Origin of the sequence: Dyadobacter sp. UC 10 (assembly GCF_008369915.1) — a bacterium.
Lineage (GTDB): Bacteria > Bacteroidota > Bacteroidia > Cytophagales > Spirosomataceae > Dyadobacter.
The window spans coordinates 5519989-5536332 of sequence record NZ_VSRN01000001.1 but is presented as its reverse complement, the minus strand read 5'-3'; the positions used below and the strand labels follow the sequence as shown (position 1 = coordinate 5536332).

Here is a 16344-nt window from a genome sequence, read left to right as displayed (position 1 = left end):
TTTCTGCCTGCGCCGATGGTTAATAGTTTGGATTTTGTGTTAAGGTTGGGTTCACTTCCCTTTCCAACCGAGGGATCGGCCAAAGATTGTCACGCTCGTTACTATACGCCCGTGTTTCAATTACACGCATTTGCGACGCATTGGTTACATTCTCATAGTGCGGCGTCGCGTTTTCATCAATGCGCGGCGCATTCGACAAAAATGCATTCCGTATCCTTCCTCTCAGCGGCCCCTTCATTACATCCTCGCCGATGTTCCAGCGACGGATATCGAATAACCTCAGACCCTCACCGGCAAATTCCGATTTCCTTTCAAAACGAATGACCGACCGCAATTCTGCCTGCGTTTTACCGGCCGCAACCGGCGGCATGTTTACGGTTGCCCGCTGACGAACTGCGTTAATCGCCTCATAAACAGAAGCGTCGATCTGGTTCAGTTCGATTTTAGCCTCGGCGTAGTTGAGCAATACCTCGGCGTACCTGAACAGGATCAGGGGCAGTTCGCTGTTGTCGATTTCTGGAAAATCCGTAGCGTCCGCATACTTGCGCCACAAATAGCCGGAGAAGGTCGCATAGGCATGCGTCGCCTCCACATTCTGCACGCGGCGCGCGGGAGTCGTCGAATAATCCCAGGTCATCAGGCTGTCAGGGTGCGTTTCAAACATGTAATTGATGAAGCGCGTTTGCGGCAGGACCACCGTCTGTGTCAGCCTCGGGTCACGGTTGGCGAAAGGCTTTTTAGGATCAAAAAGGGGCGATTTATCGATCGGCAATCCGTCGGTACAAGCGTAGGAATCCACCAGCGCCTGCACGGGGATTTTATTGGAATGCCCCAGGGCAATGCGCGAGAAAAAGAATCTTGGCAAGCTGTGCACTTTGGTACCTTTCATATACTGGACAGAGAAGATAATCTCCTTCGAATCCTTTCCGCCGTATTGAAATAGCTGGCCAAAATTATTGTGCAGCGCGTAAGTACCGAGCTTCATCAGCTCCGAGGCAGCCTGTGCAGCTACTTCCCAGCGCTTGTTGTAAAGCGCCACGCGTGATTTCAATGCCAGGGCTGCCCCTTTGTTGACGCGGCCCTTATTGGTAGTACCTGTTTCGGCCAGCAGCGAAGGCATTGCCGCATCGAGTTCCGCCAATATAAAATCGGTCACCTCATCCCTGGTATTCCTCGGCAGCTGCGCTTCGCCCAGCAATACCGGCCTGGTCAGCAGCGGCACGCCGCCGTAGAGCTCGTTGATCAGCGAATAATAGTAAGCCCTGAAAAACCGCACCTCCGCAAGAACACGGTTGTACTTGGCTTCCGGTACGATCGCGGCAAGCGGTTCCGCTTTGGAAAGAATGTAATTGCACCGTGCGATCCCGCGGTAAAAACCACTCCAATAGCTGGAAATCGTTGAATTATCTGCGTTGGCAATACCCATTCCAAGATTCTGGAGAGAACTGGTATTCCGCTCCCAGCCGATGTCGGTAGCAGCATCGAGCATATGAAAAAACGGGCCGTTGACGTCTCCTGCGCCGCCAAACCAGAGCATATTATAAACACCCGTCACAGCAAGGTCAAGCTCTGCCTCAGTCCTGAGAAAAGTTTCGTCCGATGGGTTGTCGAGTGGAAATCTTTCCAGATAATCGTCGCAGGAAGTGCCGGCGATACAGCAAAAAACGAACAGTATATATTTTGTGAATTTCATTGTGTCAAAATTTTTAAATACTAAAACCTTACATCTATTCCCACTGTATACACTTTCATTTGCGGGTACCAGCCTGCATTTCCTATCGGCGCCTCCACGTCGAAACCAGGCCAGAATTTGTCGAATGTGAACATGTTCTGCCCGCTTGCATAAATGCGCATTTTCTGGATCTTGTTTTTCAGGATCGATTGTGGGATCGTATAGGCCAGTTGTATATTCTTGACCCGCAGATAAGCCGCGTTTTTGAGCCAGAATGAAGAGTTTTGAATATTGTTCGTTTCGTTAAAAGCGAGCCGTGGAAACTCCGCGCCGGTGTTGTCAGGCCGCCAGCTGTCGCGCTGACTTTCCTGAATGGTGCTTCCTTCGAAAAAAGGCATAATACCGTGGCCGGTCAGATAACCATCCACTTTTCCAACTCCCTGCAGGAAAACCGACAGATCGATACCCTTATAACCAAAATCAAAGTTCGCGCTGTAATTGTACCGCGGGATATTGCTGCCGATTACCTGCTGATCAAAGTTGTTGATAATGCCGTCGCCATTGAGATCGCGGTATTTAATATCGCCCGGCGCTACATTACCAAATTGCTTCGCATGTTCCTTTACCTCCGTTTCCGTCTGGAAAAAACCATCGGCCACATATCCATAGAAAGAGCCGATCGGGTAACCTTCGTTGTTCACCTGCAAACCAGAACGCTTCACGCCGCGCATATCGACCACCTTGTTTTTAACATCGGAGAAGTTCAGCGATACATTGTAGCTGAAATCGCCGACGCGGTCGCGATAGCTCATTGAGATATCCCATCCCTTATTGCTCACAACGCCTGCATTCTGGTATGGTGCCGTCAGGCCGATCATGGTTGGAATATCCAGACGGAGCAGGATATCGTCGGTCCGCCGCATGTAATATTCGGCGGTCACATTCAATTTAGACCACAATGTCAGGTCAAGGCCGAAATTGGTAGCGGTCGTGGACTCCCAACGGATCGCCGGGTTCGCCATTTCGTTGAGCGAAGCGCCGGTCGTGTTTTTTCCGTCAAAAATATAATTGCTGCTTCCGATACCAATAAAAGCTGCAAAAGGATAAAGCCCGATGTTCTGGTTACCCAGCTTTCCCCAGGAAGCCCTCAGTTTCATATCCGTAATTACATGCGAAAGATCGCTCATAAAAGGCTCTTCAATAATCCTCCATCCGGCAGAAAAGGAAGGAAAGATTGCATACTTATTGCCTTTCGCAAATCGCGATGAGCCGTCGTAGCGCGCATTCGCTTCTAAAAGATACTTTTCTTTGAAATTGTAGTTCAGCCTTCCGAAGTAAGACTGCAAAGCCCAATGTTCCGCAGAACCGCCTGTCAGCTCATTCTCACGGTTACCTGCATTGATTTCCTGGTAATCGGGCAGCAGAAACACTTCGCGGTAAACCGAAATCCAGGCATTGCGCTGGTCTTCACGCTGGAAACCACCCAAAACGGTCAGCTGGTGGCCGCCCTGAAAGGTTTTGTCGAAAGTTACCAATGCGCGAAGGTTGTTGTACCACTCCCGGCTCGAACCTTGTGAAAGTGAATTCCTGGCAGGGACCGCGTAGCTGGGTGAACCGTCCCAGCGGTAGGTTTGTATGGTATTGTTGAATTTTTTGTTGAAAGGCAGATTAAACTTTGGGGCATAGATCAGGTTCGCCGTCAGCCAGGAAGTGGGTTTGTAAGTAAGGTTAAGGTTGAGAATAGAGCTCAGGGAAGATTCCTGGTTTAGCCCACCGTCCTTTGCCCGCGCTAGCGGATGATCACCATTCCAGCCTTCTCCGTATTTGCCGGAAGACAATATCCCCGCCTGGTTTGCAGGAATGCGGCGCATCCAGTGAAATACATATCCGGCACCCGACGAAGGCTCCGTCAGGTCGGTCCGTCGCAGAAAGATGTCCATGGAAGTACTCAGCTTCTTCCCGATCTTCGCGTCCGTGTTGATCCGCAGGTTATAGCGTTTGAAGTTCGTGTTCGGGATAATCCCGTCCTGGTCCAGATAGCTGAACGAACCGAGCACCTTCACTTTATCATTCCCGCCATTGACCCCAATGTAGTGGCTTTGCATAAAACCGCTGTTTTTGAGGGTCATTTTCTGCCAGTCCGTATCGGGGAACTGGTCCCTGTCGGCTGGGCCTTTGGTAACGTAATCCTGAATGTATTGCTCGGTATACAGCGGGCTTCTTCCCGTATTGGTATATGCTTCGTTGATCAGGTTCATGTGATCGAGCCCGTTCACTTTGTCGGGTGTATCGGTCGGCGTCTGCCAGCCTGCGTACATATTGTAGTTGACGCTCATTCCCTTTTCGCTACCGCGCTTGGTAGTAATCAAAATCACCCCGTTTGCAGCGCGAGAGCCGTAAATAGCTGCGGAAGAAGCATCTTTTAGTATAGATATATTTTCAATTTCGTTCGGATCAATGTTGTTAATGGCAGATTCTACACCGTCGACAATGACCAGTGGGTCAGGATTTCCGGTTGTTCCTACACCCCTGATGCGAAGACCCGCGCCGTCACGTCCGGGCTGCCCCGACCGCTGGGTTACCGTAAGTCCCGGAACCACCCCCTGCAATGCAGCAGAGGTCTGGCCTACCGGCCTTCTGGTCAGCTCTTCCGACGTTACTACCGAAACCGAGCCGGTCAGGTTCACCTTTTTCTGCGTTCCGTAACCAACTACCACCACTTCCGACAGGCTTTTGTCCTCAGGTACCATATTCACGGTGAATGCGGTCTGGCCATCGATCGGCAATTCCTGGCTTGTGTAACCCACAAAGCTGAAAACCAGCATGGCATCTGCTTTCGTATCATCGGGGATATTAAGCTGAAAATAGCCTTCCGGATCAGTTGTAGCGCCGATCTGCGAGCCTTTCAAAACCACGCTCACACCAGGTAGCCCACGCTGCGTTTCGTCCAGTACCTTTCCCGAAATATTCTTTTTAGGAGCGCCATCCGGTGCTTTTTCGTCAGGGAAATTTCCTATTCTTTTCAGGATAATGATTTTGCCCGAAACTTCGTAATGCAGGTTCAAAGGCGTGAGCACATTGTCCAGCACCTCGTACAAGGGCTTTTGATTAACCTCAACTGAAACTTTTCGCGCAGATTTGATCAACTTGGAACTGAAAACGAACCGCACATCCGCCTGCTTCTCAATCTGGCTCAATACTTTCTTCACCTCGCTTCCGTTTGCGCTCACAGAAATCTTCTGACTCAGCAGCGATTGCGCATTTCCTTCACGTGCATAGCCGGTCCCCATAAATAACAGGGCAAAAATGAGTTGGGTAGCTGTTATTCTCATCGTCCACAACAGTACCTTACGGTACATAAAAGTTTTTTTCATAGATTTGATTGTTTTGTTAAGTAGAAATCAGGCAAAACAGACCCCTGCCTCCTTTGCGGAGGATACATGACGCCAATCATTCAGGGGGAGAATCCGGAGCCGGTGATGCGGGAACATTGCCGGCTCTTTCTTTTGGGGTTGGTTGAGTTCCTTTCTCGTATATGTTGTCAGTTTAAGTTAGATATGGTGACGGCATTTTAGTTCTTGCATCCTTTACTGTGAATCACAATCTGACCATCCAGTATTTCATAATTGGCCTCGATCGCTTTGCATATGATCGACAGTTTGTCGTGGAGCGGCTGGTTCTCGAGGGTCGCCGTCAACGGACATCCGCTCAGCAGTTCTTCATCAAAAAGGATATCAATTCCATATGCCCTGGCAATTGCGCCAAATGCCTCGCTCACAGGCGTATCCTCGAACTCAAACTGCGGAATGCGGGCTTTCGACACAATGATCGAAGGTCGCTCCACCAGGGTCTTTACCATTCTGACCTCGTTACGTTCAAAAATTAACTTCTGGTTAGGCGAGAGGATCACCCCTTCTGCTTCGCGGCGTGTGGCGGGATGAAGGCGGTTGGATTTTGCAAATACGGAAACCCTCCCTGTTTTCACTTCCACGGTCACTTCCCTGCTGGAAGGGTAAGCTTTAATCAAAAAACTGGTCCCCAAAACCTTCGTTACCAACTCATTGGCATACACAATGAATGGGCGTTCAGGATCTTTGGAAATGTCAAAAAAGGCCTCGCCGGTCAGGTATACTTCTCTTTGGGATGTTTCGAAAGTAGCTGGATACCGTAGCCTGCTTCCTTTGCTGAGTGTGATTTTGCTTTTGTCCGACAACCTGATCGTCAATGGCGCAGAGCCTGTATTGACCCTTTCTTCCATCGTTACAACCGGCTCTGCAGGTAGTATCGTATCGGGCACCACTTCGGTTACAGCAACCTGGACAGTCGGAGTGCGGTACATGCGCACCGTCCAGCCTATTGCAAGCAGAAAAACGAGTGACGCCGCAATGCGGAACCACCAGGACTGATAAAAGCGGGTTACTGAGGTATATTCATCTTCTTCGGAAGATCTGGACATCCGCCCTATTGTCTGGGCGATAGCGTCGCTGATTTCGCCGGCAGGCAGGTCTTTTTCACTGACCTTAAGTGCCAGGACCAGCTGCCTTGCCTGAGATACCCTGGCCGAACAGTCGGGGTTCGCGGCCAGCCAGGCATTCCATTCGCTATTCGACTCCCTTGTTGGTGCTAAAATCCATTGCCTGAAATAAGGATCCCAGACAAAATCATCAACCCCAAAATTTTTGTATTGTTCCATGTCAGTACTTGCGTCCGAATGGCTATAGACAAAACTGGGAGCCGGATACCAAAACTTTTTTAAATATTTTCTGAGAATAATATAAAACCCAGCTAACAATATGATTAACAGGCTATTTTATATAAACAAATGCATCAGGAAGAATATCGGAAGTGTGACACCCCAATAGTTTTTCAGCTGCTTGATAGCGATCTGAAGCAGGTTGGAGACCGTCTGCGGGGAAATGTCCATGATCTCTGAGATCTGTGACCGGTCCATTTCCTGAAAGAATTTGAGATAAATCACTTCCTTTTGCCTGGTGGGAAGCTGGTCGAGCAAATGTTTCAGTTTGCTGGCGAGTGCAATGGTGGATTCGTGCTCGATATAATCCTGTTCTACGGAGAAAGCGATCTCGAAATTTGCTTCCCGGCTATCCCCGGAAATGTCCAGCATAGGAAATCTGGCACTTTGGCTGCGGTGCATCAACCTCCGGAGCGAGGCCATCAGATAGGGTTTAACGGCTACATCACGGCCCAGGTTCTGCCGCTTTTCCCAAAGGATCAGGAACAGGTCCTGGATCGCGTCCTTCACAAATTCCCTGTCCCTTGAAAATTTGCTGCCATAGTGAAATAACCCCTGAAAATGAATGGACATCAGCTGCTCAAATGCATTCACATCGCCCTCAATAAAACGCTGCCAGATGCTATTATCGTCGGGTGCATCGGTGCGGTGAAAGGAAAGCTTCATGGAAAGTCCTGGGTTAGGGTTTCAAAATAAGCACAAAGAGCCTGAAAAACACAACATTTTTTATCAAATCATTTCAATATGAGCTAATGATTGAATGATCGAATGAATGAATGAATGAATGAATGACCCGCCATGAAACAGGGAATGACTAAATGACCTAATGACCTAATGACTTAATGACCTGATGACCTAATGACCAAAACCCCAATAACCTAATGACCAAATACCCCAACCAACGCCTCCTTACGGTTTGAAGTCAGTAATTGATTCGGTGTGTGCGGGACTGGTTTGGTCAGATAGATTGCGGGTGCTGCGTGACCCTGATGTTCGCGAGTGCAGCATGTCGGCGAGTTGGTCTATCCGCTCATTGGCCTGATCAAAATACTGCTGCTCATCCAAAAGCCCGGTTTCATGCATCGACAAGAGTTCATCGAGTTCATTTACGATCTGCATCCGGCGGCGTTTCTGGGATGGATTTTTCCGGAGAAGCTTCCCTACATACCGGAACACCGGCCTGAGGACGTCGAGCATGTGGCTGACCAGGCAACAGGTCAGGCCCAGAATTAGCACACCCAGAAGATCGAGAAGCAACATCGCGAAAGGAAGTTAAAATCCGGCCTCAGTATGACGGGGATGAAAAATACCCTTTTTATTCTTAAAAGAAGCATTTTTAGTACCGATTTCTACCAATATCACCGCAAAATTTCAGACAGGCACCGGATGCTGGTATTCCTGCCGAATAATCTATCTTGCTACTTCAAAAGGTATGGGCAGTATTGAAATGCCTATTTGAAGCTTATTTATCAAAAAAACAGATATCATGAAGACCCCAAAAAAACTTCCGTTTTTCCTGCTGGCGCTAAGCTTGTTTTGTGCAGGCTTCATTTTAGTCCGCGACGAACCCTGGAATCCGTTCCAGCTCATGGAGCCGAAAGCATTGGCCGATATCATCACCGACCCAACCCGGAACCAACCGCTGGTCATCAACATTGGTCCTTCGGGATCGATAAAAGGTGCAATCGACGCGAACGCTGCAAAAGACAAGGAGAATCTGACCAAACTGCGCGAGCGGCTGTCGGCAGAGCCAAAGGATAAGCAGATCGTGCTTTATTGCGGCTGCTGCCCATTCAAGGATTGCCCCAATATCCGTCCTGCATTCAGCCTGCTGAATGATATGGGATTCAAGAACCACAAACTGCTGAACCTGCCTAAAAACCTGAAAGTCAACTGGATTGATAAAGGCTACCCTATGAATTAATGCGGCGATGATCAGGCATATTACATTTGACGATTTTACAAGACTTAATATCCCGGTAGCCCTGGCCGACGTGCGCACGCCCGCCGAGTTTGAACATGGGCACATTCCCGGCGCGTTTAACCTCCCGCTTTTCAGTAACGAAGAACGCGTGATCGTCGGCACGACTTATAAGCAGGTTGGACGAGAGGCTGCGATCATGCTGGGCTTCGACCTTACCGGGCCCAAATGGTCGGAATTTATCCGGCAGGCTTTGGAAGTGGTCCCTGAGAAAAGGATCGGGGTGCATTGCTGGCGCGGCGGAATGCGAAGCGGAGCAATGGCCTGGGCACTTGATCTGTACGGATTTGAAGTATATCTCATCGAAGGCGGCTACAAAAGCTACCGAAGGTGGGCAATTAACCTGTTCGAAAAGCAATATCCCCTCCTGCTGCTGGGCGGCATGACAGGTTCGGGTAAAACCAGGATTTTGAAAAACCTGGCAAACCGCGGTGAGCAGGTGATCGACCTTGAAGACCTGGCGCGGCACCAGGGTTCCGCATTCGGTTCCATGAACAAATTGGTGCAACCTACGCAGGAGCAATTCGAAAATGAACTCGCATTCCGGCTCAAAGACATGGATCCGAAACAAACGGTATGGGTGGAGGATGAAAGCAGGAACATTGGCAAATTATCCGTTCCGGCACCTTTATGGCACCAGATGACCTCAGCGAAGATGATCGACCTGAAAGTGGATCCGGAAAGCCGTATTGCGTCGCTGGTAGCGGAATATGGTCAGCTTGACAAGGATTTTCTGGTTGCCTGCACCGAGCGGATCAGGAAACGCCTGGGGCCGGTGCAAACCAAAGATGCGATAGCGGCGATCAGGGAGCACAGAATGGATGAATTTATCAGACTTGTACTTGTGTATTATGACAAAACCTATCGCACCAGCCTTTCCAACAAACCTGCTGATCAGCTTTTTTCAATAGACGCGGCGAACCAGCAGACCGGTGACCTCGCTGAACAAATACTTCAACTTTCAATCACAATCCCTTCTTTCGGGGAGTAGGTAACAAATGGAGCAAATCAAACTCACGCAATATTCACACGGCGCAGGTTGCGGCTGTAAAATCAGCCCGGCGATTTTGGATAAAATCCTGCATAGCCCCGTTACTTTTCAGCCCGACGCGCGTCTGCTGGTGGGAAATGACAAACGTGATGACGCGGCGGTACTGGATTTAGGTAACGGAACTGCGCTGATATCAACAACTGATTTTTTTATGCCGATTGTCGACGATCCTTACGACTTCGGCCGCATTGCCTCTGCGAATGCGATCAGCGATGTGTATGCGATGGGTGGGAAACCGGTACTCGCGATTGCGATCCTCGGCTGGCCTATCGATAAGCTGCCTCCCGAAGTAGCCCAAAAAGTACTGGAAGGCTCGCGGGCGGTATGTGCGGAAGCAGGTATTACCCTCGCGGGCGGGCACAGTATCGACTGCCCGGAGCCTGTTTTCGGACTGGCCGTAAACGGGATGGTCAATATCCCGCACCTGAAACAGAATTCTACGGCGACTGCCGGCTGCCGGTTGTACCTGACCAAACCGCTGGGCGTAGGTATATTGTCCACTGCCCAGAAACGCGGACTTTTGACGAGTGAAGACGCGGCGGTTGCATTAAAAAGTATGGTAACCCTCAATAAGATGGGCGAATTGTTCGGGCAAATGGACGGCGTGCATGCGATGACCGACGTAACCGGTTTCGGGCTGCTGGGCCACCTTTCTGAAATGTGTGAGGGAAGCGGCCTTTCGGCGGTGCTCGAATTTGAAAAAGTACCCGTGATCGCGGGGTTGGATAAATACCTCGACCAGAAATGCTATCCTGGCGGCACGCAACGCAACTGGAACAGCTACGGCCACAAGATCGGGCCGGTTACGGATGAGCAGAAATACATCCTCGCCGACCCGCAGACCAGCGGCGGCCTACTGGTAGCAGTATCACCGGAAGCAATACCCGGTTTTGAAAAAGAAATTCAGCAAATGGGCCACCAATTTACTTCCTTTGGCCATTTGGAAGAAAAAAGCGGAGGCCCATTGATTCGGATTGTTTAGCGAATTGAGACAGCTGATAACTATTTTTCAATCCCTAAAAACTCATCCACCATCGGAGCGAACCAGTCGACCCGGTTGATGGCATTGATGTGTGAAGTATAGGGCAGGACAGCGAGACGTACATTCGGCATTGGGGTCAGGTCACCCATTACATTTCCGCCAAGCTTGGTGAACATGTCATTAATGTGATCCATCACCACCACATCGGAGTCCCCAAAGATCAGGAATAGTGGTTTCCTGATCTTTACATAATCTTTTTCCCAATCGTATTCTTTCATATCGAGTGCTTTCAACTTTTCCACGAGTACCGGAAATTTGGTCGAGTCGGGCGAAAGCTGGTTGTATTCGGTCTTCATCGGAGAGCCGGCGAACATATCAGCTGACATTTGCGGGATCATGGGTTTGAGCGAGGGTTGTACTCCTTTATCGCTGTACGAACCTGAAATGAGCACCGCTTTTTTCACGAGTCCGGGATGCCTTACGGCCAGTTGCAATGCTGCTCCGGCTCCCATACTGTAACCCATCACATCCGCACTGTCGATTTTAAGATGCCTCATTAGTGCCGCAATATCGTCGCCAAGCGACTCGTAGGTAATGGCGCGGCCGATATCGCCCGTCCGGCCGTGCCCCTGCAACTCAGCGAGGATAACTTTCCTATTGGGGGAGAGCTTTTCCGCCACCTTTTTCATTGGACCTTCCATGCTCATATATGCGCCATGCAACAGCACAATCGGCTCTCCCTTTCCGTGGATTTCATAATACATTCTCATTCCATTAACCTCGGCATAGCCCGTGGCCACCTTTGCCGCAGGTCCCTTTTTTTCGGTTTTAGCTTCGAAATCTGTCTTCTCTTTTCCTCCATTGCAGCCAAGCATGCAAATCAGGGCCAGAAGTGAAATAATTGTCGTTTTCATAGCGATCAAACTTTTTTAGTTTAAAATACAGCCCCGTAAGAGAACTGATGACGATGCAAAGTTTCAAAATCGCAGTGACGGAAAAAGGGTGTGATTACGCCAAAAAAAGTGGCAGATAACGCCAAAATGCGGTACCTGCCACTGCAATCGATATTTTGTGCAAAATTTTCAGGCGATGAGCGCCTGTACAACTTTACCGTGTACGTCTGTCAGCCGGTAGCGCCTTCCCTGGTGTTTGAAGATCAATTTCTCATGATCCAGGCCGAAAAGGTGCAGGAGTGTTGCCTGAAAATCGTGTACGTGAACGCCATTTTTCACTACATTATAGCTGAACTCGTCGGTTTCACCGTACACCTGGCCCGTTTTCACGCCGCCGCCCGTCATCCACATCGTGAAGCAGCCCGGATGGTGGTCACGCCCGTAATTATCCGCCGTTAACTTACCCTGCGAAAAGCTCGTGCGCCCAAATTCGCCTCCCCAAACTACAAGCGTATCGTCTAGCAGCCCGCGCTGTTTAAGGTCTTTAACCAATGCGGCAGAAGCCTGATCTACATCCTTTGCCTGTTTTGCAATATTTTTGGGCAAATCGCCGTGCTGGTCCCAACCCATATGGTACAACTGGATAAACTTCACATCCTTTTCGGCCATTCGTCTCGCCAGCAGACAGTTGGCGGCAAAAGTACCGGGCTTGCGCGCATCCTCACCGTACATTTCGTAGATATAATCCGGCTCTTTGGTAGTATCAACCGCCTCGGGGACGGAAGTCTGCATTTTGTAGGCCATTTCGTACTGGCTGATCTTCGATTGAATTTCAGGATCACCCCACAAAGTGTATTGGTGCTCGTTGAGCTCCTTAATGTGATCGAGCGCGCGACGACGATCATTCTGATGTACTCCGTAAGGATTTTGCAAATACAGAACAGGGTCCTTTCCGGCGCGTAGCTGCACGCCCTGATGGTGCGATGCCAGAAAACCGTTTGCCCACGCAGCTGTACTCAGCGGCTGGTCACTCACGCCTTTTGAAATCAATACCATGAAATGCGGCAGGTTCTCGTTGTCGGAACCAAGTCCGTAGCTGAGCCAGGAGCCTATCGACGGCCTGCCACTCTGCTGCGAGCCGGTTTGCACGAACATGACAGCAGGCTCGTGGTTAATTGCCTCTGTATAAACCGATTTGATAATGCAAAGCTCATCCACAATTTTGGCAGTATGGGGAAAAAGCTCGCTTACCCACGCTCCCGACTGACCGTATTGCTTGAAATCAAAAATGGATTGAACGAGCGGAAAAGTAGACTGTCCGGCAACCATTCCGGAATTACGCTGGGTACCGCGGATTGAATCGGGTATCTCCTGTCCATGCCATTTAGCCAGTGCAGGTTTGTAGTCAAACGTTTCCAACTGCGAAGGCCCGCCGCTCTGAAAAAGATAAATGATGCGCTTTGCTTTCGGGGCAAAATGCGAACCTTTGATAAAACTCGCCTGATCCATTTCCCCCTCCGCCATTTTACGACGCTTTTCACCCGCAGGCATCCCTGCCTGCAGAATGCTGGAAAGTGCAAACGAGCCAAAACCGAGGCCAGCTTTTGTCAAAAAATCGCGCCGGTTGAGCTGTGTCAGTACCTTTTTTATGTCTTCCATATTCCCTTTACTTTCGGGTATATCCCTCGTCTGTGTTCATGATCGAATTGGAAACGGTAGCGAGCGCGGCAATCTCCGCCGGTTTCAGCTGTTTGTCCCAATCGAGTTCGCCGGTACTCAAATAAGCCAGTGCATCGTCGGGTTTTGCATTGAAGCGTTCCAGCTCCTCGGTATAAAATTTAGCTAATATCCGCTTTTCGGTATTATCGGGTTGACGCCCCGTAATAAGCCTGAATACCTTATCGACAGGCACAGCCGGATCTTCTGATTTTTCACGCAGCACTTTCTGTGCCAGCACCCTGGCTGCCTCAATATGCTGAGGGTCGTTCAGTAACACCAGCGCTTGCAGCGGCGTGCTCGTCGAGCGGCGTTTGACTACGCACTCTCCCCGTTCCGGCGCGTCGAAAATAAGCATGGATGGTGGCGGTGACGTTCTTTTCCAAATAGTGTACAAACTTCTCCGGTAAAGTCCTTCGCCCGGCTCCTGCAAGTATTTATAGCGCCACGATTTATCGATCAGCTCGTCCCAGATACCGGCGGGCTGATAAGGATATACACTTTTTCCGCCCAATTTATTCACTAATAACCCACTGATAGCAAGTGAATTATCCCGTATCATTTCAGCTGTAAAACGAAACCTTGCGCCTCTGGCCAGCAGGATATTTTCAGGATCGTGGGCAATTAGTTTCGGGTTCGTTTTGGAGGTTTGCCTGTAAGTGGCCGACAACATGATCAGCTTGTGGAGCCTTTTGATATTCCAGCCGGAATTCACAAAATCCAAAGCAAGCCAGTCGAGCAATTTCGGGTGCGACGGTAAATTTCCCTGATTCCCAAAATCAGCCGCCGACTTTACGATCCCGTTCCCGAAATGCATCTGCCAGATCCTGTTGACAAAAACCCTTGCAGTAAGCGGGTTATCTTTATCAAAAAGCCACTGCGCCAGGCCCAGGCGATTTTGGGGATATTTACCTTCAAATGGCAGGACACTTTCCAACGCGCCTGGCGTAACCTGCTTTCCTGGCGCATTATAAACGCCTCTGTTGAGCAGATAGGTAGGCCGCGGCTTGGGCAGATCCCCCATCACCATCAGCTCAGGCACCGTATTGATCAATGCATTCTGGCGTTCCAGTACCGTTTTCAGGCTATCCTTTAAAGCTTTATTTTTTGTATTAAAATTGGCCAGATAAAATGCTTTCAAAGTTTCAGCCGCCTCCGGGTCCTGCGGGTTTTGCATTAATTTACCCGCTTCCGCCGGATTGCTGCCATATAGCACTTCCAGCGCGCTGAGTTCTTTGTTATAGATTTTCAGTTCATCCAGTCCCCCATCTTTAAAAGGGATCAGCAAATTGCGCTGGCCGAGCATAAAACCGTGAAAACCGTAAGTATGGATATCCTTTTCGTATAAAATGCCTTTGTAAAGGTTGTCGTAGTCGGTGATAAAATCGGCCCTTTTTCCATTGACGTAAATCTTCGCACCTGCCGCCTTGCTCGAACCGTCGTAGGTAACGGTAACCCTGGTCCATTTCTTCATGGGTACCGCAGCGACGGTACTCACCTGTATTGCATTCTGCGGATAAGAATGCGCGATTATAAATTCCAGTTTGTTGTTGGCCAACCGCAGCGAATAGCCTTTGTACCCTAACCGGATATCTTCACAATGGTAAAAAATACCTGCGTCGGGGTAAACTGTATTGGGCTTGATCCAGAGATCTACTGAAAAAGGTTCGGTACGCTCATGCCAGCCGATTTTGTGGCCAAGCTTTATTGAATTATAATCAGTTACAAAATACGCATTCCCTTTCACCCCCGGCTTGAAAACTGCCTCCTTGCATTGCGCCGGTTGTTTGCTGTTTAAAGCATTCGGCGTTGTTACTGTTTTGCCGGAGGTATTGGTTTTGTCAAAAGGATAATAGGCTACGAGTCCCGCATTCAACTGTTTTTCCAGCTGCTTTTCACTCAACCTGGCTGTTTTTAGCCAGTTGTTGAAATCGTTTTCCGCCGTAGCTGCATGCGCTGCGATTTTCGTTTGAAACGTTTCGCTTTGTTTGTCTATGAACCGGAGCAGCTTTTCATTTTCATTATTGGTCAATAAAAGCGCGGGACCGGGCGTCTGGTCGGGACCGTATTGAGGGCTGCCTATTTCATTGGTACTGTTGAAAAGGCCAAACATTTTATAGTAAGCCTCCTGACTGATCGGATCATATTTGTGATCATGGCAGCGCGCGCATTGAACCGAAAGCCCCAATATGCCCTGACTCACCGTTTGCACGCGGTCCGCGTTGTATTCCACCCTATATTCCTCAAAAACAATCCCCGCTTCTGTGCTCTTTTTGTGAAGCCGGTTGAATGCAGTGGCCAGGATACTTTCTTTGCTCTTATTGGGGAGCAAATCCCCCGCCAATTGCATGGTAATAAACCTGTTGTAAGGGATATTCCGGTTAAATGCACCGATCACCCAATCTCTCCAGGGAGAAAAATCACGGTGCTTGTCGTCCAGGTAACCATCACTGTCGGCATAGCGCGAAACATCCATCCATTCGCTTGCCATACGTTCTCCATAGGCGGGAGAGTGCAGGAGCCTGTCAATCAAGTTGTCATAGGCGTCGGGAGATTTGTCTGCCACAAACCGGTCAATGTCTTCCAGTGACGGTGGAAGTCCGGTAAGATCGAAGCTGGCGCGACGGATCAGGTCTTCGCGGCTTGCCTCTGCCGAAGGTTCCAGCCCGGCTTTTTCCAGTCTTTCCAAAACAAAAAGATCGATAGGCGATTTGGCCCATTTGGCGAGTTTTGGCTCTGGTAATTCAGGTTTTTGCGGTTTGATAAACGACCAGTGCGGTTTGTACCTAGCCCCCTGTTCAATCCAGCGGGTAAGTATCGCAACTTCTTTTACATCCAGTTTCAGGTTCGAAGCAGGCGGCGGCATTTTGAGTTCCGGATCAGTAGAGATCAATCTGGCGTACATGGAGCTCCCGCCCAAATCGCCCGGAACAATCGCGTGACGGCCTTCTGATTTTTTCAATGCTGCAAAAGCACCTTCTTCAGTATCGAGCCGCAAGCCTCCTTTCCTGTTTTTCTGATCGGGGCCGTGGCAGGCAAAGCATTTGTCGGACAGGATCGGTTTTACATCGTAATTGAAATCCAGTTCGCCCGACAGCTCCTCCATAGCTACCGCCACTTCCGCCGGCTTCTCCACCCCGCAAGCGAATAGCATCCCCAGACTAAGTCCGGAGAAAACGGCCTTGCCGAGTGCTTTGGAACACAATTTACTTTTGAGATACAACTTCATCTGACCAGTACCTGAGCATATTATATATTAAGGTGCCGATCAATTGTATATAATGGTCACATCCGTG

General features: G+C 49.6%; 11 protein-coding genes. 4 read left to right on the top strand and 7 right to left on the bottom strand.

Features of this window, described 5'->3' with window-relative positions; translation table 11 throughout:
- Positions 1-19: 19 nt before the first annotated feature.
- The 4 genes from FXO21_RS22945 to FXO21_RS22930 form a co-directional block, all read right to left on the bottom strand.
- Positions 20-1693, bottom strand: a complete 1674-nt coding sequence (locus FXO21_RS22945) for a RagB/SusD family nutrient uptake outer membrane protein (protein ID WP_149642272.1) — start codon at positions 1691-1693, stop codon at positions 20-22.
- A gap of 20 nt (positions 1694-1713) precedes the next feature.
- Complete coding sequence (locus tag FXO21_RS22940; protein WP_149642271.1) at positions 1714-5046, bottom strand: TonB-dependent receptor; 3333 nt, start codon at positions 5044-5046, stop codon at positions 1714-1716.
- Between the two features lie 197 nt (positions 5047-5243).
- Entirely contained in the window at positions 5244-6365 is a 1122-nt protein-coding gene (locus FXO21_RS22935) for a FecR family protein (protein WP_149642270.1), read from the bottom strand.
- A 117-nt stretch (positions 6366-6482) separates the two neighbouring features.
- Positions 6483-7091: an RNA polymerase sigma factor gene (locus FXO21_RS22930; protein ID WP_149642269.1), complete on the bottom strand. Its 609-nt coding sequence runs from the start codon at positions 7089-7091 to the stop codon at positions 6483-6485.
- 411 nt (positions 7092-7502) lie between these two features.
- Here FXO21_RS22930 and FXO21_RS28860 point away from each other — a divergent pair, with 411 nt between their 5' ends.
- The 4 genes from FXO21_RS28860 to selD all read left to right on the top strand — a co-directional run bounded on the left by FXO21_RS28860 (position 7503) and on the right by selD (position 10439).
- Entirely contained in the window at positions 7503-7658 is a 156-nt protein-coding gene (locus tag FXO21_RS28860; protein ID WP_192579304.1) for a hypothetical protein, read from the top strand.
- A 253-nt stretch (positions 7659-7911) separates the two neighbouring features.
- Positions 7912-8349, top strand: coding sequence for a rhodanese-like domain-containing protein (locus FXO21_RS22925; RefSeq protein ID WP_225865813.1), 438 nt, complete (start codon positions 7912-7914; stop codon positions 8347-8349).
- Between the two features lie 7 nt (positions 8350-8356).
- Positions 8357-9397: a tRNA 2-selenouridine(34) synthase MnmH gene (gene mnmH / locus FXO21_RS22920; RefSeq protein WP_149642268.1), complete on the top strand. Its 1041-nt coding sequence runs from the start codon at positions 8357-8359 to the stop codon at positions 9395-9397.
- Positions 9398-9404: 7 nt separating this feature from the next.
- A complete protein-coding gene (gene selD, locus FXO21_RS22915) occupies positions 9405-10439 on the top strand; it encodes a selenide, water dikinase SelD (protein WP_149642267.1) in 1035 nt (344 codons plus the stop codon).
- A gap of 20 nt (positions 10440-10459) precedes the next feature.
- On the opposite strand, the gene FXO21_RS22910 is transcribed toward selD, so the two are convergent.
- The 3 genes from FXO21_RS22910 to FXO21_RS22900 form a co-directional block, all read right to left on the bottom strand.
- Complete coding sequence (locus tag FXO21_RS22910) at positions 10460-11353, bottom strand: alpha/beta fold hydrolase (RefSeq protein WP_149642266.1); 894 nt, start codon at positions 11351-11353, stop codon at positions 10460-10462.
- 168 nt (positions 11354-11521) lie between these two features.
- On the bottom strand, positions 11522-12991 hold the full coding sequence (locus FXO21_RS22905; protein WP_149642265.1) for a DUF1501 domain-containing protein: 1470 nt from the start codon (positions 12989-12991) through the stop codon (positions 11522-11524).
- 7 nt (positions 12992-12998) lie between these two features.
- Entirely contained in the window at positions 12999-16277 is a 3279-nt protein-coding gene (locus FXO21_RS22900; RefSeq protein ID WP_149642264.1) for a DUF1553 domain-containing protein, read from the bottom strand.
- Between the last annotated feature and the right edge of the window lie 67 nt (positions 16278-16344).